This is a genomic window from Marinitoga sp. 1137 (assembly GCF_001941525.1).
Classification (GTDB): domain Bacteria; phylum Thermotogota; class Thermotogae; order Petrotogales; family Petrotogaceae; genus Marinitoga; species Marinitoga piezophila.
Genome location: NZ_CP009471.1, coordinates 933,980 through 954,859, shown reverse-complemented (window position 1 = coordinate 954,859; position 20,880 = coordinate 933,980). Strand labels below are relative to the sequence as shown.

General features: G+C 31.4%; 26 protein-coding genes and 1 riboswitch. Of the genes, 18 read left to right on the top strand and 8 right to left on the bottom strand.

The features are described 5' to 3' along the window. Positions 1–85 precede the first annotated feature (85 nt). Entirely contained in the window at positions 86–1,099 is a 1,014-nt protein-coding gene (locus tag LN42_RS04815; RefSeq protein ID WP_014296383.1) for a 3-oxoacyl-ACP synthase, read from the top strand. 41 nt (positions 1,100–1,140) lie between these two features. Here the strand turns inward: LN42_RS04815 and LN42_RS04810 are convergent, their stop codons facing one another. The 8 genes from LN42_RS04810 to thiS all read right to left on the bottom strand — a co-directional run bounded on the left by LN42_RS04810 (position 1,141) and on the right by thiS (position 9,992). Further along, on the bottom strand, positions 1,141–2,475 hold the full coding sequence (locus LN42_RS04810) for an MFS transporter (protein ID WP_014296382.1): 1,335 nt from the start codon (positions 2,473–2,475) through the stop codon (positions 1,141–1,143). A 167-nt stretch (positions 2,476–2,642) separates the two neighbouring features. Continuing rightward, the gene (locus tag LN42_RS04805) at positions 2,643–3,677 is read right to left on the bottom strand and encodes a hypothetical protein (RefSeq protein ID WP_014296381.1); all 1,035 of its coding nucleotides are present in this window, start codon (positions 3,675–3,677) and stop codon (positions 2,643–2,645) included. A gap of 23 nt (positions 3,678–3,700) precedes the next feature. Then, positions 3,701–5,329, bottom strand: coding sequence for a C45 family peptidase (locus LN42_RS04800; protein WP_075780430.1), 1,629 nt, complete (start codon positions 5,327–5,329; stop codon positions 3,701–3,703). A gap of 128 nt (positions 5,330–5,457) precedes the next feature. After that, a complete protein-coding gene (locus tag LN42_RS04795) occupies positions 5,458–6,639 on the bottom strand; it encodes a thiamine-phosphate synthase family protein (RefSeq protein WP_014296379.1) in 1,182 nt (393 codons plus the stop codon). A gap of 11 nt (positions 6,640–6,650) precedes the next feature. Further along, positions 6,651–7,952 (bottom strand): phosphomethylpyrimidine synthase ThiC, encoded by a 1,302-nt coding sequence (gene thiC / locus LN42_RS04790; protein WP_014296378.1) that lies wholly within the window; start codon positions 7,950–7,952, stop codon positions 6,651–6,653. Between the two features lie 12 nt (positions 7,953–7,964). Further along, positions 7,965–9,032 carry a 2-iminoacetate synthase ThiH gene (gene thiH, locus LN42_RS04785; RefSeq protein ID WP_014296377.1) on the bottom strand — a complete coding sequence of 356 codons (1,068 nt, stop codon included), beginning with the start codon at positions 9,030–9,032 and terminating at the stop codon, positions 7,965–7,967. A gap of 2 nt (positions 9,033–9,034) precedes the next feature. Beyond that, a complete protein-coding gene (locus LN42_RS04780; RefSeq protein WP_014296376.1) occupies positions 9,035–9,802 on the bottom strand; it encodes a thiazole synthase in 768 nt (255 codons plus the stop codon). Further along, complete coding sequence (gene thiS / locus LN42_RS04775) at positions 9,795–9,992, bottom strand: sulfur carrier protein ThiS (protein ID WP_014296375.1); 198 nt, start codon at positions 9,990–9,992, stop codon at positions 9,795–9,797. Before thiS ends, LN42_RS04780 begins: the two co-directional genes overlap by 8 nt. A gap of 55 nt (positions 9,993–10,047) precedes the next feature. Continuing rightward, a riboswitch (TPP riboswitch) is annotated at positions 10,048–10,158 on the bottom strand. Positions 10,159–10,293: 135 nt separating this feature from the next. Between thiS and LN42_RS04770 the strand changes: the two genes are divergently transcribed. The 17 genes from LN42_RS04770 (at position 10,294) to rplN (ending at position 20,879) form a co-directional block, all read left to right on the top strand. Further along, positions 10,294–10,863: a hypothetical protein gene (locus LN42_RS04770; RefSeq protein WP_014296374.1), complete on the top strand. Its 570-nt coding sequence runs from the start codon at positions 10,294–10,296 to the stop codon at positions 10,861–10,863. A 169-nt stretch (positions 10,864–11,032) separates the two neighbouring features. Beyond that, the gene (gene rpsL, locus LN42_RS04765; protein ID WP_014296373.1) at positions 11,033–11,407 is read left to right on the top strand and encodes a 30S ribosomal protein S12; all 375 of its coding nucleotides are present in this window, start codon (positions 11,033–11,035) and stop codon (positions 11,405–11,407) included. Positions 11,408–11,419: 12 nt separating this feature from the next. Next, positions 11,420–11,887: a 30S ribosomal protein S7 gene (rpsG, locus tag LN42_RS04760; protein ID WP_014296372.1), complete on the top strand. Its 468-nt coding sequence runs from the start codon at positions 11,420–11,422 to the stop codon at positions 11,885–11,887. A gap of 20 nt (positions 11,888–11,907) precedes the next feature. Continuing rightward, on the top strand, positions 11,908–13,986 hold the full coding sequence (gene fusA, locus LN42_RS04755; RefSeq protein WP_014296371.1) for an elongation factor G: 2,079 nt from the start codon (positions 11,908–11,910) through the stop codon (positions 13,984–13,986). Between the two features lie 42 nt (positions 13,987–14,028). Then, the gene (gene tuf, locus LN42_RS04750; protein WP_014296370.1) at positions 14,029–15,228 is read left to right on the top strand and encodes an elongation factor Tu; all 1,200 of its coding nucleotides are present in this window, start codon (positions 14,029–14,031) and stop codon (positions 15,226–15,228) included. A gap of 88 nt (positions 15,229–15,316) precedes the next feature. Then, a complete protein-coding gene (gene rpsJ / locus LN42_RS04745; RefSeq protein WP_014296369.1) occupies positions 15,317–15,625 on the top strand; it encodes a 30S ribosomal protein S10 in 309 nt (102 codons plus the stop codon). Positions 15,626–15,658: 33 nt separating this feature from the next. Further along, on the top strand, positions 15,659–16,282 hold the full coding sequence (gene rplC / locus LN42_RS04740; protein ID WP_014296368.1) for a 50S ribosomal protein L3: 624 nt from the start codon (positions 15,659–15,661) through the stop codon (positions 16,280–16,282). 34 nt (positions 16,283–16,316) lie between these two features. Further along, positions 16,317–16,994, top strand: a complete 678-nt coding sequence (rplD, locus tag LN42_RS04735) for a 50S ribosomal protein L4 (RefSeq protein WP_014296367.1) — start codon at positions 16,317–16,319, stop codon at positions 16,992–16,994. After that, positions 16,994–17,293 carry a 50S ribosomal protein L23 gene (gene rplW / locus LN42_RS04730; protein ID WP_014296366.1) on the top strand — a complete coding sequence of 100 codons (300 nt, stop codon included), beginning with the start codon at positions 16,994–16,996 and terminating at the stop codon, positions 17,291–17,293. The genes rplD and rplW overlap by 1 nt, the downstream gene beginning before the upstream one ends. A 16-nt stretch (positions 17,294–17,309) precedes the next feature. Beyond that, a complete protein-coding gene (gene rplB / locus LN42_RS04725; RefSeq protein ID WP_014296365.1) occupies positions 17,310–18,134 on the top strand; it encodes a 50S ribosomal protein L2 in 825 nt (274 codons plus the stop codon). 17 nt (positions 18,135–18,151) lie between these two features. Next, positions 18,152–18,436, top strand: coding sequence for a 30S ribosomal protein S19 (rpsS, locus tag LN42_RS04720; protein WP_014296364.1), 285 nt, complete (start codon positions 18,152–18,154; stop codon positions 18,434–18,436). Positions 18,437–18,450: 14 nt separating this feature from the next. Further along, positions 18,451–18,903, top strand: a complete 453-nt coding sequence (gene rplV, locus LN42_RS04715) for a 50S ribosomal protein L22 (protein ID WP_014296363.1) — start codon at positions 18,451–18,453, stop codon at positions 18,901–18,903. A gap of 12 nt (positions 18,904–18,915) precedes the next feature. Further along, the gene (gene rpsC / locus LN42_RS04710; protein WP_014296362.1) at positions 18,916–19,548 is read left to right on the top strand and encodes a 30S ribosomal protein S3; all 633 of its coding nucleotides are present in this window, start codon (positions 18,916–18,918) and stop codon (positions 19,546–19,548) included. A 22-nt stretch (positions 19,549–19,570) separates the two neighbouring features. Next, entirely contained in the window at positions 19,571–19,999 is a 429-nt protein-coding gene (gene rplP, locus LN42_RS04705; protein WP_014296361.1) for a 50S ribosomal protein L16, read from the top strand. Continuing rightward, positions 19,996–20,202 (top strand): 50S ribosomal protein L29, encoded by a 207-nt coding sequence (rpmC, locus tag LN42_RS04700; RefSeq protein WP_014296360.1) that lies wholly within the window; start codon positions 19,996–19,998, stop codon positions 20,200–20,202. The genes rplP and rpmC overlap by 4 nt, the downstream gene beginning before the upstream one ends. A 6-nt stretch (positions 20,203–20,208) precedes the next feature. Then, on the top strand, positions 20,209–20,511 hold the full coding sequence (gene rpsQ / locus LN42_RS04695) for a 30S ribosomal protein S17 (protein WP_014296359.1): 303 nt from the start codon (positions 20,209–20,211) through the stop codon (positions 20,509–20,511). Then, the gene (gene rplN / locus LN42_RS04690) at positions 20,511–20,879 is read left to right on the top strand and encodes a 50S ribosomal protein L14 (protein WP_014296358.1); all 369 of its coding nucleotides are present in this window, start codon (positions 20,511–20,513) and stop codon (positions 20,877–20,879) included. The genes rpsQ and rplN overlap by 1 nt, the downstream gene beginning before the upstream one ends. Position 20,880 lies beyond the last annotated feature (1 nt).

Sequence of the window (20,880 nt, the reverse complement as noted above, 5' to 3'; positions counted from 1 at the left end):
ACAAATAAAGGGGCTGTTCATTCAAAAGCCCCTTTATTTGTTATAATTGAAGTGTATGTGATTTAAAGTTATATGGGGTGAAAATATGAAAGTAGGGATAATGGGAATAGGGACGTATATTCCTGAAAATTATATGACAGCAGAAGAAATAGCAGAAAAAAGTGGAATACCGGTTGATGTAATAAAAGAAAAATTTGGAGTGATAAAGAAACCAATACCAGGTCCAGAAGATACAACAAGTTATATGGGAATACAGGCAGCATTAAAAGCAATTAAAGATGCTGAGATTTCTCCAGAAGAAATAGACCTGGTAATCTGGAATGGAGGACAACATAAGGATTATCCAAATTGGTTAGCAGGACTAAAAGTAGCAAATGATATAGGGGCAGTTAATGCATGGTCATTTGATATGGAAGCAATGTGTGGTTCGATGATGGCAGGAATGGAAGTTGCGAAATCAATGATGATAGCAAATGAGGATATAAATACAGTACTTTTGGTGAGCGGATATAGAAATGGAGATTTAATAGATTATAGAGTAAAAGAGACATCATTCATGTTTGACCTTGGAGCCGGCGGAGCAGCAATGGTATTAAGGAAAGATTATAATCGCAATATAATACTCAGTACAGCATTTAAAGGTGATGGTTCATTTGCAGAGGATTGTGTAATAGAAGTCGGGGGAAGCAAAAAATGGCCAATGGAAAAAGAAGATGTAAAAAGAATGCATTTTGTAGTGAGAGATATAGAGAATTTTAAGGAAAAACTAAAAGAAAAAACAATGCCAAATTTTTATTATGTAATAGACAGATCGCTTGAAAAGGCAGAATTAACAAGAAAAGATATAAATTACCTTGCAATACTACATTTTAAAAGATCAGCACATTTAGGAGTATTGGAAGAATTAGGATTAAAAGAAGAACAGAGTACATATTTAGAAGAGTATGGACATATGGGGCAAAATGATCAGATATTATCAATAGAATTGGGATTGAAAACAGGAAAGATAAAGGAAGGGGATAATATAGTAATGGTAGGAGCTGGGCTTGGATTTGTCTGGGCTGCTGCTGTTGTGAAATGGGGAGAAGCTAATAAATAAAAAGTAGGCTGTAAAAATTTTTACAGCCTACTTTTTATTTATTATTTCTTTTTTAACTTTTTTCCTCTAAAAATCTTTAAGTATATAGGTAATGAGATTTCTCTACGTTTAAATAAAGATGGGTTAGATAGCAACCAGCTTTTATAACGTATAGGTTTTTCATATGCTTCAACATTTGTCAAATGCAGTAAAGCATAGATTCTCAATAAAAATCCGGCAAATATTAATAATTGTATTCCATGATATTTGTCGCCAAGTATATAAAATGTTTTATCCTTTAAAATATTTCCAAAAAAACCACCTATATTTGAAGCTATAATTGCTGTAACTCCTGAAGTTAAAGCATATGCAGCAACATAATTTTCAGCAGGTTCTGAAATGGTTTCAAGTAATAGATTGAAAAATGTAAGGTTTATAGCAGCCCACGCAAATGCTGAAAACACACTATCAAGCAATAATAAACTTCTATAATTATAATCTGTCATAACAAAATATAATAATGGTGCAATAGTTGCAAGAGAAATTCCAATCATAAGTATGCTCTTATTCCCATATCTATCGCTTAATTTTCCATAAAATGGATATAATACTAATGAAATTATTCCGGTTATAACACTCATTTTACCGAGAAATGTTGTATTAATGTGTAATATAGCAACCTGGAAATATGAAAAATATGGTCTTGTTAATTCTATTGCAAATGTCCATATTCCAACAAATACAAGAAACGTTTGAAATTTTTTATCCTGAAAGGCTTTTTTTATTTTTAATTCATTTTGTGAAGTTTCGCAGATTTCTGGAATCTTATGAAAGGCAAGGAGGATTATTGTTATTACAGCAAATAAGGCCATAATAGAGGTTACCAGCAAAATTCCCATTTTTTCATTTGGAAAATCAAGAAATTGGGAATAAAGGTAAGTGGCTAAGATACCTATTGCTGAGGCAAAAACATTTCGCATTCCAAAATATTTTCCTCTATCTTCGAAAGGTACTAACTCCCGCATAGCTGCTGTCCATATATTACTGATAAACGTTCCAAAAAAAGCATATAATATCATGATCATTACAAATATATGAGAATTTCTTATATTTAATAAAACTATTATAGGCAGCAATACAAGAGATCCTCTTCCTATTATGGAAACTATAATTAAACTCTTTTTTCGAGTTCCAAATAATTTATAGATTAAAGGTGTAAAAACCTGAAACATTTGTGCAAATACAGGGAAAGAAGATATTATCGAAATTTGAAAAGGTGAAGCGTTAAAATAAAGAGCTATGGAGATTATAATGAACGTTTGTGTTGCTACAAAGAAGGCATTAAATGCCATAGCCTCTAATACGGATAATTTCAAGGTTGTAGAAAGTTTTTTCATCCCCATCACCACCATGTATTATTTCTTATCTTGATTATAACATGATATTTCTTAAAGAAATATGTATTTCTTTGCAAAATGAAAACGAGAAAAATATATTTTTATTATAAGAAAATCTCCCGAATTTAATCGGGAGATTTAAAAAGATTTTATATTACCAGAAAAGGTTATTTTTTTATATAAATTTTTATAGAGTTAGGAGGATCATCTTGATTTTTTATAAATAAGTATGATTTGTTATTATATCTTTTTAAGAGATATTGTGTAGTTGGAAATGTTGAATTTAAAGGTGGAAGAATGTTATATGATTTTTCTTTTTTTGTATTTAAATTAATTTCAAAAAGTTTATATTCATTTGAATCTTTTAAAATTCCAAGAATATACATTTTATTGTCTAAAACAGAAATGAATTTTAAACTAAACCAATGATATTTTTTATCAGAATCGTTGGATTTGAACCAACCACTAGAATTAAATCTTTTTCCATCAATTGAATAAATCTTTTTTAAAGAATCGTTTTTTATTTGGTATAAATTATATTTTTCTGAATATATATCATGGCAAAAAATATAAACTTCATCATTATTTTTAATTATGTTTAAAGGTACATCTTCGATTTTTATTGTTTTTTCAGATATAAGAACATCATTTTTTTTGGTATATTTATAGATACCATATTTTTTACCTATACGATAAATTGGTTTGCTAATTATCCAGAAAGAATTTTTGAAATATACAAAACCACCATTTGCATAGTCAAATTCAATTTTGTTTAAGAAAGGTAAAAATTCAACTTTATTATTTTCTATTTTCCAAATTCCTTTGCTACCTTTATAGTATAAAATATTATTATCAAAAGTTAGTGATCCAAGGATAATTCCATGGTTTTCTGTAGTTTCAAAAGTTTTAGTATCTAAATATATATAATCAATATTTTTTGATAGAATATTTAATTTTGAGACTAGCAATTGTTCCTTATTTTTTTCTGAATTAAAGATTGGTGTGACATAATATAAATAACCATTTTCATCAGCGGTAAAATTGCCTTTGTTTAAGTAAACAATATTTTTATTTTCAGGGTAAATAGGGAATTGAACATCAATTTTTTTATAGGTATTATTTAATGGTGTTTTGAATATAAAGTAAAAAAATAATATTCCAACTAAAACCAATCCTACTAAAAAAAGAAAAGTTTTTTTCATATTTATACCCCCTTATATTTGAATTACTTATTATAATATTCTTTAAACTTCATGCTATACCATTTGTCATCTTCAATTACATTATCATTTAAACCAAGTTTGCTATATTCTTTCATTTTCTGTTTATTATCAATGATTTCATATGCCAATATTAAATTTAATAATGAATTATTATAATGGTCCCTTAAAAGAAAAGTTTCCGGTGAATTTATTTTTTCAGCTGGAAGATTAAATAAAGCATTTTTGTCTTTTTCAAAAATTGATTTTAATTTTTCAATAAGTGAAGATGTTTCATTTTTAAGGTCAAGTTCTTTATAGAATTTTATAAGATCTATTATATCCCAACCTGATAATTTTCTATTTTTAATAAATGATTTTATATATGAAATGGCTTTTTGGTTTGACCATTCTTTGTTTTTGTATTTGTCAATAAATAAATTTTTTGTTATCCATAAATAGTCTGGAGAATAATCAATATAATCAATATATTGTATGATTTTCTTATCATATTTAAAGTGAAAAAATCTTCCGGCGGAAGCATATATTCCGTCATTGGCTGCAACGTAAAATTCAGAACTAATTGGAAGAAATACTATACTATGAACAGCTTCATATTTACATATAGGTTCATCATTTTCATTATTTGCTATAAGGTCTCTTAATATTTCAATAATATTTTTTACTGTGAGATAATTATAAGATTTTATGTAATTTTCTGCTTTATTTTTTCTTGAAATTGATCCTTTGTAAATTCCATTTTTGTTTTTTAGTAAAACAAAATGATTTGTAGAAACAATATAATTATCATTTTTTCTTACTTTTAAGTTATTGCTATCAAATTCAAAAACTACAGCTTCTTTGTCATGTTTACTTCCTATCATCAAATTGTTTCCAATAGTTCGTTTATTGTTTTTTAATATGACTTCAACATCTTTGATATCTTTTGCATTTTCCATAATCATTCTATATAATATACCAGTAGGTATTCCGGAGGAACTTTGATATTTTGATTCTGATGTCATTGAACCAAGTGAAATCCCTCTTTCGTTCATTCCGGATAATACACCAATTAGTCCTGGCCACGTGAGAGAAATAAAATTATATCCGTTTTGTGGCTGATATACAAATAAAACATTTTTATCCCATAGTTTATCTGATAAAAAATAATCCAGGTTTCTTCCATGCAATATTTCCCCATTTTTTGTTTTTTTGCCAAAAACAGCAATATTTGTGCATCCATATAGATTAAAAAGTTCATCATATATATTCATTAAGAATATTGAATCCAGTGAAGTATTACTTCCTTTTGCAATTGCAGCCATTTCTGTTTTATATTCTTTTGGTATCTTTCTAAAATAATTTTTCATTGTATATCGTATAATAAGTTTTTCAAATATCGTTTTATTTTTCAATTCATTTTCAAGAAGCTTTTCCATATTATTAATTTCATTTCGTAGAGCTAAACCATGTTGGTAACCAATATCTTGAGGTTCTCCTGATAAATATAAAATTTTCAAATTTCCAATTTTTTCTGTTTTATACTCTGCAGTAGTTATATTTTTTATTGGATATTTCAAAGGTGTGAAAATATACACAATATATAGCAAAGTAATAAAAAATACAATAAATAATGAATACAAAAATTTTTTCATATAAAAACTCCTCCAAACAAAAAGTTTATGTTCAGATTAATTATATCATTATTTTATTTTTTTCAAAAATAAAATTTTTATTAATATAAGCCTCCTAATATGACTTATTAGGAGGCTTATAATACATATCACAAAACAATATCTTTTACTTTTTTTATAACCTCTGTTGGCGTTCTACCAAAAACCCTTATCATAGCTTCTTTTCCGAAAAATCCATCATCCCATACAAAATCTATAGGAGAATTAGTTTCATTATATATATTTGATAAACCATAAGGTATAGAATGTCCTTCTTTTGACTGTATTTCAACAGGTTCATTATTTCTATCAAGGTAATAAGTTTTATATCCAAGTTCTTTTGCTTTTTCTATATATATTTTTTCATAGCGTATATTCATGGCAGATCTTATCCATGGGAAGTATTTCATTGTTGCAATTACTGCCCTTGCCATATGGCTTTTTCCAAAAAAAGCAGGTTCATGAATGAAATTAATCTCATTTTCCAGTTTGTGTATTCTTCCAGGAAATTTCCCAACTTCATTTTCATTTGAAGCAAATGGAAGTGCATAAACAATATTTTGACCTACTTCTGGAATAGTATACTTTCCAAGTTCTATTATTTGTGGTTTTATCTTCCATAATTCCTCTATTATATATCCTTTATGTGCTTCGTATAATAAATTTTCCGTTTGAACAAATTTGATTGAATTTAAAACAAGTTTATCCATATAATTTAAAGAAGCAATAATGGCTTCTTCAACACTATATTTCATATATATATGAGCGGAAATTAATGATGAGAAAACACAGCCTGTTCCATGTAAGGATTTTTCATATCTTTTTGAAAAGAAAGTTTTATTTTTATAAATAACCTCGATTTTCTCAGAATTTTTATGTCCGCCTGTTATAATTGTTTCGCATAATGGATTTGTTAATTGAAATTCTTCTGAATTCATAATTATTAAATCCACATATTTTGAACCTTCATTTACTTCTTCTGGAGAAATGATGTTGAAGTTTGTAGAGGTTTTGATTATGGGATTCCATATAATTTTAGCTTCTGGATATTTTTCTCTTAGTAATTTTATTTGTTCTGCATTTGCCATTCCTGCTTTAATTATAGAAATATTTTTGAATAATTCAAATTCTTCAAAAGAACTTCTAAATTCGATTTTTTTAAATATCTCTGTGTTTTGGATTGTATAAGCGGATATAACAGAAATAGGATTTATCTTAAATAATTTCATTATAGATATATCTTGAGTTATTCCGGCACCACCTGATGGATCGAAAGCTGAGAAAATAAGCATTATAACGCCTCCTATTCTATAAAAATACTTTCTTCTTTTTCTAAAAACTCTTCTGTAATTCTCATTGCACATAGCGGACCACACATTGAACACATATTATTTTCCATTCCCTTTCTTGAACTATAGAAATTCAAAGCTTTTTCCTTATCAATTGCTATTTCAAATTGCTTTTCCCAGTTAAATTCTTTTCTTGCATGACTCATTTGATTATCTATGTTCATATGTTTTCTATTTTTTGCTATATCAGCGGAATGTGCAGCGATTTTTGTTGCAATAACACCTTCTTTTATATCTTCAAGAGTGGGGAGTCTTAAATGTTCAGCTGGAGTTACAGCGCAGAGAAAATCTGCGCCTTTAGCTGCAGCAATAGCGCCGCCAATTGCAGAGGTTATATGATCATATCCAGGTGCAATATCTGTAGTAATTGGGCCAAGAACATAAAAAGGTGCTCTATCACAAATCTTTTTTTGAAGAATAACATTTGCTTCAATTTCATCAATAGGCATATGCCCCGGTCCTTCAACCATTACCTGTACCCCGGCATTTCGAGCTCTTTTTACCAGTTCTCCAAGTCTTAATAATTCTTCAAATTGCAAATCATCAGTAGCATCATGAAGAGAACCCGGCCTCATTCCATCGCCGAGACTAATAGTAACATCATATTCCCTACATATCTCAAGTACTTCATCAAAATACTCATAAAATGGATTTTCTTTGTGATTTTTAATCATCCAGCCAACTATTATTGAACCGCCACGCGATACTATTTTTGTTATTCTTCTGGAGTTTCTCAACTTTTCTATGGTAGTTCTTGTAATACCGGCATGAATAGTCATAAAATCAACACCGGCTTTTGCGTGATCTCGAACCATCTGTATAAAATCATCTGCATCAAAATCTATTACACGTTTTTTATTCTGGACAGCTTTTGTTGCTGCGTCATAAACAGGAACAGTTCCAACCATAATATTTGAATTACGTATTATTTCATCACGAATATATGAAAGATTACCCCATGTAGACAGATCCATTATAGAATCTGCGCCAAATTTCTCAGCAATTTTCAATTTTTCAATTTCTTCTTTGACGCTTGAATATCCCTGAGAAGTTCCGAGGTTAATATTAACCTTGGTTTTTAAACCTTCTCCTATAGCTCTAATATTATCAAATTTATGATTCTTATTAACCGGTAAAACCGCATATCCTTTTTCAATTTTATTTCGTAATTCTTCTGGTGAAATTCCTTCATATTCTGCCGCGATAACCATTTCTTCTGTAATAATTCCAGCTTTTGCAAATTCCAATTGTGTCATTTAAATTCCTCCTTAAAACCAATTTACCGTTGTTGGATTATAATTTCTTGTTTTGATATAATTCATAAATTCTTTTACTGTTCTGGTATCTTCAATTTCAAATTGTTTTGTTGAATCTTTGTATAATGTATATCCTCCAACATTTGTTGTTGATCCTGCTGACATTTTTGTGGCAATGCCCAGTATTGCATTTCTAAATTTTATGCTTTCTCGAGTGGAGATATTTATATGTACTCGAGGGAAAATTAATTTTAAAGCAAGAATATAATGGATAAGTTTTTTATCAGAAATACTATAAAATTTATCTTTTACATTAAAAGCTGTTCTAATTCTTGGAAAAGATATCGAATATTCTACATTAGGATAATTCTTTAAAAGATAATCCATATGGTATGCCATCATTATAATTTCAAACTCCGGTTCATAAAGCCCTAATAAAGCTCCTATATTTATTTCTCTTACCCCAGCTTTTATGGCTTCTTCAACAGTATTAAGCCTTTTTTTGAAATCTTTTTTTGGACCAAATAAATGAACTTCTCTATATTTTTCCGGAGAATAGGTTTCCTGATACAATGTAACCCCTACAAGACCTGCTGTGACTAATTTCTCGTATTTTTCCCGGGTTAAAGAATATGTTTCTATAGAAATTTCTTTGAAAAAGTTTTTCAATATTTTTATGGTATTATATAAATACTCAAAATTAGAATTTACAGGATCTTCTCCAGTTAATATTAGAACGTGGTCAATTCCCTCGTGGTTTAAGTATAAGGCTTCCTGTTCTATTTCTTTATATGATAATTTCAATCGATGTATTTTATTAGAAGCCTTAAATCCACAATATGTGCAACCATTTATACAATAATTTGAAATGTAAAGTGGAGCATATAAAAATATAACATCACCAAAGAATTTTCTATTATTTTTTATTACTTTCTTCGCCATTGTTCGAAGATCATTATTTTGAAGCAATCCATATATGTCATTTACAGAAAAAAATTCTTTATTTAGATTAATATTATATTTGTTCTTTCTGGCTGAATTAACATAAGCAATGATTTTTTCTATGTTTTCTGAAAACATAGTTAATCTCTTCCTATATAATCGAACAATGGCGAAGATGCTTCTGCCACTTCTTTTTCTTCTGGAATTCCGGCCAGATAAGCCAGTCTTCCAGCCTGAGCTGCTAAAGAAAAGGCTTTTACCATTTTTACAGGATCTTCCGCAATTGAAACAGCAGTATTTGCAAGTACAGCATGACATCCAATTTCCATTGCTTCAGAAACATGAGATGGTTTTCCAATTCCAGCGTCAATAATAATTTTCGCATCAAATTCATTTAGAAGAATTTTTACAAGTTCTTTTGTAGTAAAGCCTTTATTTGTTCCTATAGGAGAACCAAGAGGCATTAAAACCTCAGCGCCATTTTCAATCATTTTTCTTGCATCATATAAATCAGGACACATATAAGGGAAAACCTTAAAACCTTTTTCTGTTAATAATTTACAGGCTTTTATAGTTTCCTGATTATCAGGCATTAAATACTTTGAATCATTTATAATTTCAATCTTTATCCAGTCTGTATTCATTAATTCTTTACCAGCCTGTGCAATTAAAAGAGCTTCTTCAGCGTTCCTTGCACCTGAAGTGTTTACCATAATTTTTTTTGCACTAATATAATCCAGAATACTTTCATTTAAACTTCCGTATGATGCTCTTCTCATTGCAACAGTGACAACCTCAATTTTTGCTTCTTCAATAGCTTTTTTCATAATAGAATAATCCTTAAATTTTCCTGTGCCCATAAAAAATAGATTATTTATTTCCTCATTATAAAATTTAATATCAACCACCTCCTACAACAGTAATAATTTCAATTTTATCCTTTTCCGAAATTTGAGAATCAGGATAACTTTTTTTTGAAACAATGGCTCCGTTTTTAATTACGACAATTGGTTTGTTATGAAGGGATAATTCTTCAACTAAATCTTTTATATTGGTGCTTTTACAGACCTTTTCTTTTCCATTTATAAATACCTTCAAAAAATCACCTCCTGATATAAAAAAATCTCCTGCACGAAGCAGGAGATTGATTTTTTATACTCTCTGCTCCGCTCCTTTCGCCGGTATTATCCGGATCAAGTTATGAGGGTCAGAGGTTTCCACCTCACTCTCAGCTGCGGTATCAGCAGCTCCCCTGCGGATCATAAATATTCACTTTTCATTTTGATTATATCATTAATTTTTTTAATTTTCAAGAATTTATTCAGTATAATCATAATTATGTTTAATGAGAGCAATATGAATATGATATAATAAATAAAACCAATTTTGAGGTGATTATATGTCAATAGAAATTGAAAGAAAATATATTATTTCTAATGATGAAAGTGAAGAATTAATAAAAAAGGCTATAAAGAAAATAGGTATTGTTCAATGGTATATTCGTGATGATATTAATGAAATAGAAAGATATAGGCTTTCAATAATAAAAAATAATAAAGATTATGATTACAAATGGACATACGCATATAAAGCAAATACAAAAATTGCACATGAAAAAATAGAAAAAGAAAGAGTAGAAAAACCACAGGAATTGGAAAATCTGATAAAATATAAAATGGTAGCAAAAATAAGATATATGATAAATGATAATCCAGAAATTGTTGTTGATGAATTTGTTGATTTTAATAAAATAAGGTATAATATAGAGGAAAAATTTTTACTTGAAATAGAAATGAAAGAAGAAAAAAAATATAAAAAAGAAGATTTTGAAGAAGTACTAAAAAAATTTGATATTGAAACGATAAAAGATGTTACTGAGGACTTTAAATATTATAATAATAGAATAGCAGTAGTTGCAAAAAATATTATCCTCAATGAGATTATTGAAAAAATAAAAGAAAAGTTATAATGTTATCGTACACACAAAACCGTGGATAGTACTGTAACAAAATACATAAAACTTTTTAGTTTTTGTAACTTCACAAAAAAATCACAACATTTTAATTGAAAATTAAAAAGACCTGAGGTAAAATACACTTGGTATTTTTAAAAATTCTGAAAGGAGGAATACAAATTATATGCCAACGATAAATCAACTTGTTAGACATGGAAGAAAACAACTAAAGAAAAAGTCAAAATCTCCAGCATTACAGAGCAATCCTCAAAAAAGAGGTGTATGTGTAAGGGTTTCAACAATGACACCTAAGAAACCTAACTCAGCTTTGAGAAAAATTGCAAGGGTTAGACTTTCAAACGGAATTGAAGTTACAGCATATATTCCAGGTGAAGGTCATAACTTACAGGAACACTCCAATGTATTAATAAGAGGCGGAAGGGTTAAAGACTTGCCAGGTGTTAGATATAAGATTATCAGAGGTACATTGGATGCAGCTGGTGTTGAAGGAAGAAAACAGAGCAGAAGTAAATACGGCGCAAAAAGACCTAAGAAGTAAGGAGGTAAGTAAATGAGAAGAAGAAGAGCACCAAAGAGACCGGTTACACCAGATCCAATATATAATGATGTATTGGTATCAAAATTGGTTGTTAGGGTAATGAAAGATGGTAAAAAAACAGTTGCACAGTCTATAGTATACGGTGCATTTGATATAATAAAAGAAAAATTGGAAAAAGATCCTTTAGAAGTATATCATCAAGCAGTACAAAATGTAAGACCATTAATTGAAGTAAGACCAAGAAGGGTTGGAGGAGCTACATATCAAGTTCCATTTGAAGTACCAGAGGAAAGGGCTATCTCTTTAGCTTTAAGATGGATTGTTAAAGCTGCAAGAGATAAATCAGGAAGACCAATGAAAGAAAAATTAGCTCAAGAATTAATAGATGCTTATAATGGTGTTGGAGCAGCAGTTAAGAAGAGAGACGACGTACACAAAATGGCTGAAGCTAATAAAGCATTTGCTCATTACCGCTGGTAATTTATTGAGGAGGGATTGTTTTGAAAGAGCGGTTATATGCCTTAAATAAAACAAGAAATATTGGAATTATTGCACATATTGATGCTGGTAAAACAACAACAACAGAAAGAATATTGTTTTATACAGGTAAAAAACATAAAATAGGGTCCGTTGATGACGGTACAGCAACAATGGACTGGATGGAACAGGAAAAAGAAAGAGGTATCACAATTACCTCAGCAGCTACAACATGTTTCTGGAGAGATCACAGGATTAACATCATTGATACACCCGGACACGTGGACTTTACAGTTGAAGTTGAAAGGGCATTAAGGGTATTAGATGGTGCTGTTGTTATATTTGACGCACAGGTTGGTGTTGAACCTCAGTCAGAAACAGTTTGGAGACAGGCTGATAGATATAATGTTCCAAGGGTTGCATACATGAACAAAATGGATAAACTTGGGGCAGATTTTTATAATGCAGTTCAAACAATGATTGACAAATTAGGAACAAACCCATTACCTTTACAGATTCCTATAGGAGCAGAATCTGATTTTGAAGGTGTTGTTGATCTTGTAAAAATGAAAGCAATATATTGGGTTAGTGAAGATGGATCAAAATTTGAATACAGAGATATTCCAGAGGATTTAGTTGCTAAAGCAGATCAATACAGAGAAGATTTAATAACAGCTATTTCAGAATATGATGAAGAAATAATGGAATTATTCTTTGAAGGAGAAGATATTCCAGAAGATAAAATAAAAGCTGCAATAAGAAAAGGAACAATTGAAGGTGCATTTGTTCCAGTAGTATGTGGAACATCATTTAAAAACAAAGGTGTTCAACCTGTATTAGATGCAATTGTTGATTACTTACCTTCACCGCTTGATTTACCGCCTGTAAAAGCATATGATGCAAGAACAGGTGAATTTGTAAGAGAACTTGAACCAGATGAAAATGGACCATTTGTTGCTCTTGCATTTAAAATCATGGTGGATCCATATGTTGGTAAGCTCACATTTGCAAGGGTATATTCAGGAAAATTACAAAAAGGAAGCTATGTTTTAAATACAACAAAGGGTAAGAAAGAAAGAGTTTCAAGATTAATGTTCATGCATTCAGATCAAAGAGAAGAAGTAGATTACATCAGAGCTGGTGATATTGTAGCTATAATAGGTTTAAAGAATACAATTACAGGTGATACATTAACAGAAGAAGGACAGGATATTGTATTGGAAAAATTGGAATTCCCAGAACCAGTTATCTCATTGGCAATTGAACCAGAAACAAAAAATGATGAAGCTAAATTAACTAAAGCATTACAAGCATTAACAGAAGAAGATCCAAGTTTAAATGTTAAACTTGATCACGAAACAGGTGAAACAATACTTTCAGGTATGGGTGAATTACACCTTGAAATTATAGTAGATAGGTTAAAGAGAGAATTTAAAGTTGGAGTTAAAGTTGGTCAACCACAGGTTGCATATAGAGAAACAATTAGAGGAACAGCTGATGTTGAAACTAAATACATCAGACAATCTGGTGGTAGAGGTCAATACGGTCACGTTAAAATTAAAATTGAACCTATTGAAAATACAAAAGTATTGGAATTTGAAGATAAAATCGTTGGAGGTATTATTCCAAAAGAATATATTCCAGCAGTTGAAGCGGGTATAAAAGAAGCTATGCAATCAGGTGTGTTAGCTGGATACCCAATGGTTGGTATAAAGGCTACATTGTACGATGGTTCATACCACGAAGTTGACTCTTCAGAAATGGCATTTAAGATTGCAGGTTCTATGGCATTAAAAGATGCTGCTAAAAAAGCAAATCCTGTATTATTAGAACCAATCATGAAAGTTGATATTACAACACCTGAAGAATACATGGGTGACATTATAGCTGACTTAAACTCAAGAAGAGGAAGAATTGAAGGTTTTGAAAATGTGGGAAATACAAGCACAAGATTAATTCACGCTTTAGTTCCACTTTCAGAATTATTCGGTTATGCAACAGTATTGAGATCATTGTCTCAGGGAAGAGCAACACAATCAATTCAATTCTCACATTATGATGAAGTTCCAGCTTCAGTAGCTGAAAAAATAATGAATAAATAATCTTATTAAATAGCATCACAAAACATAGAGGAGGGACAAAAAATGGCAAAAGAAAAGTTCGTCAGAAGCAAACCACATATGAATATTGGTACAATCGGACATATCGACCACGGTAAAACAACATTAACAGCAGCTATTACAAAATCATTAGCTTTAAAAGGATACGCAGACTTCACACCATTTGAACAAATCGATAAAGCTCCAGAAGAAAAACAGAGAGGTATTACAATCAATATTGCACACGTTGAATACGAAACAGATCACAGACACTATGCACATATCGACTGTCCAGGTCACGCTGACTACATCAAAAATATGATCACAGGTGCTGCACAGATGGATGGTGCTATCTTAGTTGTAGCAGCAACAGACGGTGTTATGCCACAAACAAGAGAACACGTTCTCTTATCAAGACAGGTTAACGTTCCAGCTATCGTTGTATTCATCAACAAAACAGATATGGTTGATGACGAAGAAATCATCGAATTAGTTGAAATGGAAGTAAGAGAATTATTAAATCAGTACGAATTCCCAGGAGACGAAGTTCCTGTAATCAAAGGTTCAGCTTTAAAAGCATTAGAAGCAGATTCACAGGACGATCCATGGGTACAGAAAATCTACGAATTAATGGATGCAGTAGACAGCTACTTCCCAGAACCACAGAGACCAGTAGATCAGCCATTCCTTATGCCTGTTGAAGACGTATTCTCAATCACAGGTAGGGGTACAGTTGTTACAGGAAGAATCGAAAGAGGAGCTATTCACCCAGGTGACGAAGTAGAAATCGTTGGTATGACAGATGAAATTAAGAAAACAGTTGTAACTGGTGTTGAAATGTTCAGAAAATTATTAGACGAAGGTATCGCTGGTGACAACGTAGGATGTTTGTTAAGAGGTATTGACAAAGACGAAGTATGGAGAGGTCAGGTATTAGCAAAACCAGGTTCAATCACACCTCATAAGAAATTCAAAGCACAAATCTACGTATTAAAGAAAGAAGAAGGAGGAAGACACACTCCATTCAAGAAAGGTTACAGACCACAATTCTACATCAGAACAGCTGACGTTACAGGTACATTGTTAGAATTCGAAGGCGGAGCAGAAATGGTTATGCCAGGAGATAACATTGTAACAACAGTAGAATTAATCTACCCTGTAGCATTAGAAAAGAACATGAGATTTGCTGTTCGTGAAGGTGGAAGAACAGTTGGAGCAGGTGTTGTTACAGAAATAGTAGAATAATAAAATCTTTTTGCAAAGTTTTTATTATAAAATATAAAATCGGGGAGCTTCCACGCTCCCTTTGCTAAATGCTTAAAGGAGGGTCAGTATGGCAAAAAAGTTGATTAAAATAAGATTAAAATCATATGATCATAGATTATTAGATGAATCAGCACAAAAAATAATAGATGCAGTTAAAAATAGCAGTGCAAAGGTTTCAGGACCTATTCCACTACCAACAGAAAAAACAATTTACAGTGTTATAAGATCACCACATAAATACAACTATTCAAGAGAACAATTTGAAAAAAGAGTACATAAAAGAGTTATTTACATCTACGATGCAACACAGGAAACAGTAACAGAATTATTAAAAATTCAGTTACCATCAGGTGTATCAGTAGATATGAAGGCTTAATTTTAATGATCGGGCTCTGGAGGTGAAGTTAGCATGAAAGGTATTTTAGGAAGAAAAGTAGGTATGACAAGAGTTTATAAAGATGGTAAAGCCATCCCGGTCACAGTTATAAAAGCTGGACCATGTGTAGTAGTGCAGAAAAAAACAGAAGAAAAAGATGGTTATAAAGCTATTCAGGTTGGTTTTGAAGAAGTAAAAGAATACAAAGTAAACAAACCAAAGCTTGGAATCTTCAAAAAAGCAGGCGTAAAACCAATGAGAGTTCTTAAAGAATTCAAAGTTGATGACGTAGATGCATATGAAATTGGTCAGACAATTGATGTATCAATTTTTGAAGAAGGAGAAAAAGTAGATGTAACAGGTTGGTCAAAAGGTAGAGGTTACGCTGGTGTAATTAAAAGATGGAATTTTGGTGGAGGAAGAAAAACACACGGTTCTAAATTCCATAGAGCTTTAGGTTCAACAGGTAACCACACAGAACCAGCAAAAGTATTCAAAGGTAAAAAGATGTTCGGACATTACGGAAATGAAAGAATTACAGTATTAAACTCAGAAGTCGTAAAAATAGATAAAGAAAACAACCTTATAGCAGTTAAAGGTGGAGTTCCAGGTGCGAGGGGTGGATTGTTAATAATCAGAGAAGCAATCAAAAAGTAAGCCCCGAAAATGAAGAACGAGGAGGTAAGAAGAAATGGCTCAGTTAGACCTTTATTCAGTTAAAGGTGAAAAGATAGGTACAATTGATGTAAAAGATTCAATATTTGCAATTGAACCAAACACAGACTTGTTATACAGATATGTAGATATGCAGTTAGCAAATAGAAGAAGAGGAACCGCTTCAACAAAAACAAGAGCAGAAGTTAGAGGTGGCGGAAGAAAACCTTGGTCACAGAAACATACAGGAAGAGCAAGGGCAGGATCAATAAGGTCACCATTATGGAGACACGGTGGAGTTACATTTGGACCAAAACCAAGAGATTGGTCAAAAAAATTAACAAAGAAAATGAAAAGATTAGCATTAAAATCAGCATTAAGTGTAAGGGTAAAAGAAAATAATCTTATTGTAATAGATGACTTGACATTTGAAAAACCAAGAACAAAATCTATGAAAGAAGTATTAAAGAACTTCGGATTTGAAAACACAAAAACATTAGTAGTATTACCTTGGAAAAAAGATGGATATATTAATGTAAAATTATCAGCAAAAAATATTCCAACAGTAAAGGTTATAATTGCTGATAATCCAAATCAGGGTAAAGATGGTAAAAAAGTGAATGTAGATGGATTAAATGTATTCGACATAATAAACAACGAAAAAGTAATCCTTACAAAAGATACAGTAGCAAAGATCGAGGAGGTGCTCGGCTGATGGTTAAAAAAGAATTTAATTATGACGTTGTTATAAGGCCGGTCCTCACAGAAAAAACATACTTATTAATGGGCGAGGGCAAATATACATTTGAAGTAGCTAAAGATGCAACAAAGCCTGAAATAAAAAAAGCTGTTGAGGAATTATTTAATGTAAAGGTTGAAAAGGTTTATACAATGAATGTAAAACCAAAACCAAAGAGATTGGGAAGATTTGAAGGTAAAACAAGATCATGGAAAAAAGCTATTGTTAAGTTAGCTGAAGGATATGTAATAAAAGAGCTTCAAGGTAATTTATAAGGAGAGGTGAGCTGAAATGGGTCTTAAAAAGTTTAAGCCAATAACTCCTTCCAGGAGATTTATGATAATCACAGATTTCTCAGAAATTACAAAGGATACCCCAGAAAAATCATTGATAAAGCCTCTCAAAAAAACTGGTGGTAGAAACTCTTATGGAAGAGTTACCATGAGACATAGAGGTGGCGGACACAAAAGAAGATACAGGGTTATTGACTTCAAAAGAGATAAATTTGGGGTACCTGCAAAAGTTGTATCTATAGAATACGATCCAAACAGAAGCGCAAGAATTGCATTATTAGTATATGCAGATGGTGAAAAGAGATATATTCTTGCTCCAAAAGGAGTTAAGGTTGGAGAAACATTAGTTTCAGGACCAGATGCAGAAATTAAGCCAGGTAATGCATTGCCATTAGAAAATATTCCTGTGGGTACAATAGTTCATAATATAGAATTTGAACCTGGAAAAGGTGCAAAGATTGCAAGATCAGCAGGAACATATGCACAATTAATGGCAAAAGAAGGAAAATACGCATTATTAAGAATGCCTTCAAGTGAATTAAGAAAAGTTCACATTAAAGGTATGGCAACAATAGGTATGGTTGGAAATGAAGATCATATAAACGAAGTATTCGGTAAAGCAGGTAGAACAAGATGGTTAGGAAGAAGACCACACGTTAGAGGTATGGCTATGAACCCAGTTGATCACCCAATGGGTGGTGGTGAAGGTGCAAGTAAAGGTCATATTCCAAGAAGTCCTTGGGGAACACCTGCAAAAGGATACAAAACAAGACGTGGAAAGAGAAAATCAGATAAATTTATTGTAAGAAGAAGAAAAAAGTAACCTAGGGGGTGCTGTTAGTGAGTAGATCTTTAAAGAAAGGGCCTTATGTACACCCAAGTCTGTTGAAAAAGATAAGAGAAATGAATGAAAAAGGAGAAAAGAAAGTAATAAAGACTTGGAGCAGAGCTTCAATGATATTACCAGAAATGATAGGACATACAATTGCTGTACATAATGGAATGAAACATATACCTGTTTATATAACAGAACACATGATTGGACATAGATTAGGTGAATTTGCACCAACAAGAAGATTTGGTGGTCACGCTGATAAAAAGGCTAAAAAAGGCAAGGTGAAATGAGGAGGGACGTAATCATGGCTGTATCAAGAGTTCAAGATGGTAAAAGGTTAAAAAGGTCAGTTTATCATAGATTAAGAAAAGAAGCTGAAGCAGCACAGCCAAAAATTGAAGCAAAAGCAACAGCAAAATACTTAAGAATATCTCCTAAAAAAGCAAGATCAGTAATAAATGCAATAAGAGGAAAAAATGTTGATGAAGCATTACAGATATTAATGTTCAGCCCTAAAAAAGCTGCAAGATTAACATATAAAGTATTAGTATCTGCTATTGCTAATGCAGAAAACAATTTTGGCTTAAATGCAGACGATTTATATGTTGCAGAAGTATATGTAAATGATGGTCCAAGAATGAAAAGACTTTGGCCAAGAGGAAGAGGAAGAGCTGATATTCTTTTAAAGAGAATGTCACACATTACCGTTGTTGTTAGAGACAGACAAAAAGAAAAAGAGTTAAAATCTCAGAAGTGAGGTGGAATATCCGTGGGTCAAAAAGTACATCCATATGGTTTCAGGTTAGGAATATCAAAACCATGGAAAGCAAACTGGTTTAGTGAAGATAATTATGCAGAATATTTAAAAGAAGATTTAAAAATAAGAGATTACATAAAACAAAAATATTATGAAGCAGGAATTGGAGATATATTAATTGAAAGACCTTCTTCAACACAAATAAACATAACAATAAAAGCAGTAAGAGTTGGAATAATTATTGGAAGAAAAGGTGCAGAAATTCAGGCATTGAAAAAAGAAATTGAAGGCATGGTAAATGATAGAAACGTAAGAATTAACATAGACGAAATTAGAAATCCTCAAACAAACGCTGTATTAATTGCAGAAAACATTGCTGGCCAGATTGTTAAAAGGGCATCATATAAGAGAGCAATGAAAAGAGCAATTTCAGCAGCATTAAAAAGAGGAGCAAAAGGAATTAAAATAATGGTTTCAGGAAGATTAAACGGTGCTGAAATCGCAAGAACTGAATGGTATATGGAAGGAAGATTACCTTTACAAACATTGAGATCAGACATTGATTACGGAACTGCTGAAGCACAAACATTATCTGGAACTATCGGAATAAAAGTTTGGGTTTATAAAGGCGACACTCAGTTATGAACTAAAGGAGGGCGTGATGTAAATGTTAATGCCAAAAAGATATAAATATAGAAAAATACAAAGAGGTACAATGAAAGGTAAAGCCAAAGGCGGAACATTAGTTGACTTTGGCGAATGGGGTTTAAAAGCATTAGAACCAGCAATGATTACTTCACAACAAATAGAAGCATGTAGGTTAGCAATGGTTAGAACATTAAAAAGAAACGGTAAAATATGGATTAAAATATTCCCTGATAAACCAATTACATCAAAAGGAATTGGAACAAGAATGGGAAAAGGTAAAGGTGACGTAGAAGGATGGGTAGCAGTAGTAAAACCAGGAAAGGTTTTATTTGAAATTGCTGGAACATCTGAAGAATTAGCAAAAGAAGCATTAGAATACGCAGCAACAAAATTACCAATCAAGACAAAAATAGTACCCAGGTACCATATAAGGGGGGAAGCAAAATGAAGAAACAAGTAGCTGAATTAATCAACTTAACAGATGAAGAATTAAAAACAAAATTAGAAGAAGCAAAGAAAAAATTATTTGAAATGAGATTCCAACACGAATTAGGTCAGATAAAAAATACTGCTTCCATAAAAATGGTAAGAAGAGACATAGCAAGAATAAAAACAATTCTCAGACAAAGGGAATTGGGTATAAGGAGGTAATGAGTAATGCCTAAAAAAACATTAATAGGCGAAGTTGTTAGCGACAAAATGGATAAAACAGTTGTTGTTAAAGTTGAAAGAAGAATAAAACATCCTATATATAAAAAGTTCGTTAAGAAATCAAAGAAATTCCATGCTCATGATGAAAACAATGAATGTGGTATTGGAGATATAGTAGAAATAGAAGAATCAAGACCATATTCAAAAACAAAAACATGGAAAGTTGTAAGAATTGTTGAAAAGAACATTTTTGCGGAAAAAAATAATGAAACACCCGAAACAGTGGAAGAAGTTGGGGGTGACGCATAATGATACAGACTGAGTCATATTTAAGAGCTGCAGATAATTCTGGAGCAAAAGTATTAAGAGTAATAAGAGTATTAGGTGGATTTCATAAATCAGTAGGAACAGTAGGCGACGTTGTAGTATGTTCAGTAAGAGAAGCTATTCCTCACACAGACATAAAAAAAGGTCAGGTTGTAAAAGCTGTAATAGTTAGAACAAAAAAAGAAATCAGAAGAAAAGATGGTTCACATATTAGATTCGATGAAAATGCAGCTGTTTTAATAGATAAAAACAATATGCCTGTTGGAACACGTGTGTTTGGACCAATTGCTAGAGAAGTAAGAGAAGCAGGTTACACAAAAATAGCATCTCTTGCACAAGAAGTATGGTGAG

Bases quoted from the DNA above. Each gene is read 5' to 3' on its own strand.
- rpsQ (WP_014296359.1), top strand. From the start codon at position 20,209: ATGCCTAAAAAAACATTAATAGGCGAAGTTGTTAGCGACAAAATGGAT.
- rplP (WP_014296361.1), top strand. From the start codon at position 19,571: ATGTTAATGCCAAAAAGATATAAATATAGAAAAATACAAAGAGGTACA.
- rplV (WP_014296363.1), top strand. From the start codon at position 18,451: ATGGCTGTATCAAGAGTTCAAGATGGTAAAAGGTTAAAAAGGTCAGTT.
- LN42_RS04800 (WP_075780430.1), bottom strand. From the start codon at position 5,329: ATGAAAAAATTTTTGTATTCATTATTTATTGTATTTTTTATTACTTTG.
- thiH (WP_014296377.1), bottom strand. From the start codon at position 9,032: ATGTTTTCAGAAAACATAGAAAAAATCATTGCTTATGTTAATTCAGCC.
- rpsJ (WP_014296369.1), top strand. From the start codon at position 15,317: ATGGCAAAAAAGTTGATTAAAATAAGATTAAAATCATATGATCATAGA.
- thiC (WP_014296378.1), bottom strand. From the start codon at position 7,952: ATGACACAATTGGAATTTGCAAAAGCTGGAATTATTACAGAAGAAATG.
- LN42_RS04795 (WP_014296379.1), bottom strand. From the start codon at position 6,639: ATGCTTATTTTCTCAGCTTTCGATCCATCAGGTGGTGCCGGAATAACT.
- rplN (WP_014296358.1), top strand. From the start codon at position 20,511: ATGATACAGACTGAGTCATATTTAAGAGCTGCAGATAATTCTGGAGCA.
- tuf (WP_014296370.1), top strand. From the start codon at position 14,029: ATGGCAAAAGAAAAGTTCGTCAGAAGCAAACCACATATGAATATTGGT.
- rplC (WP_014296368.1), top strand. From the start codon at position 15,659: ATGAAAGGTATTTTAGGAAGAAAAGTAGGTATGACAAGAGTTTATAAA.
- LN42_RS04770 (WP_014296374.1), top strand. From the start codon at position 10,294: ATGTCAATAGAAATTGAAAGAAAATATATTATTTCTAATGATGAAAGT.
- LN42_RS04810 (WP_014296382.1), bottom strand. From the start codon at position 2,475: ATGAAAAAACTTTCTACAACCTTGAAATTATCCGTATTAGAGGCTATG.
- rplW (WP_014296366.1), top strand. From the start codon at position 16,994: ATGGTTAAAAAAGAATTTAATTATGACGTTGTTATAAGGCCGGTCCTC.
- rplB (WP_014296365.1), top strand. From the start codon at position 17,310: ATGGGTCTTAAAAAGTTTAAGCCAATAACTCCTTCCAGGAGATTTATG.
- LN42_RS04805 (WP_014296381.1), bottom strand. From the start codon at position 3,677: ATGAAAAAAACTTTTCTTTTTTTAGTAGGATTGGTTTTAGTTGGAATA.
- rpmC (WP_014296360.1), top strand. From the start codon at position 19,996: ATGAAGAAACAAGTAGCTGAATTAATCAACTTAACAGATGAAGAATTA.
- rpsG (WP_014296372.1), top strand. From the start codon at position 11,420: ATGAGAAGAAGAAGAGCACCAAAGAGACCGGTTACACCAGATCCAATA.
- LN42_RS04815 (WP_014296383.1), top strand. From the start codon at position 86: ATGAAAGTAGGGATAATGGGAATAGGGACGTATATTCCTGAAAATTAT.
- rplD (WP_014296367.1), top strand. From the start codon at position 16,317: ATGGCTCAGTTAGACCTTTATTCAGTTAAAGGTGAAAAGATAGGTACA.
- rpsL (WP_014296373.1), top strand. From the start codon at position 11,033: ATGCCAACGATAAATCAACTTGTTAGACATGGAAGAAAACAACTAAAG.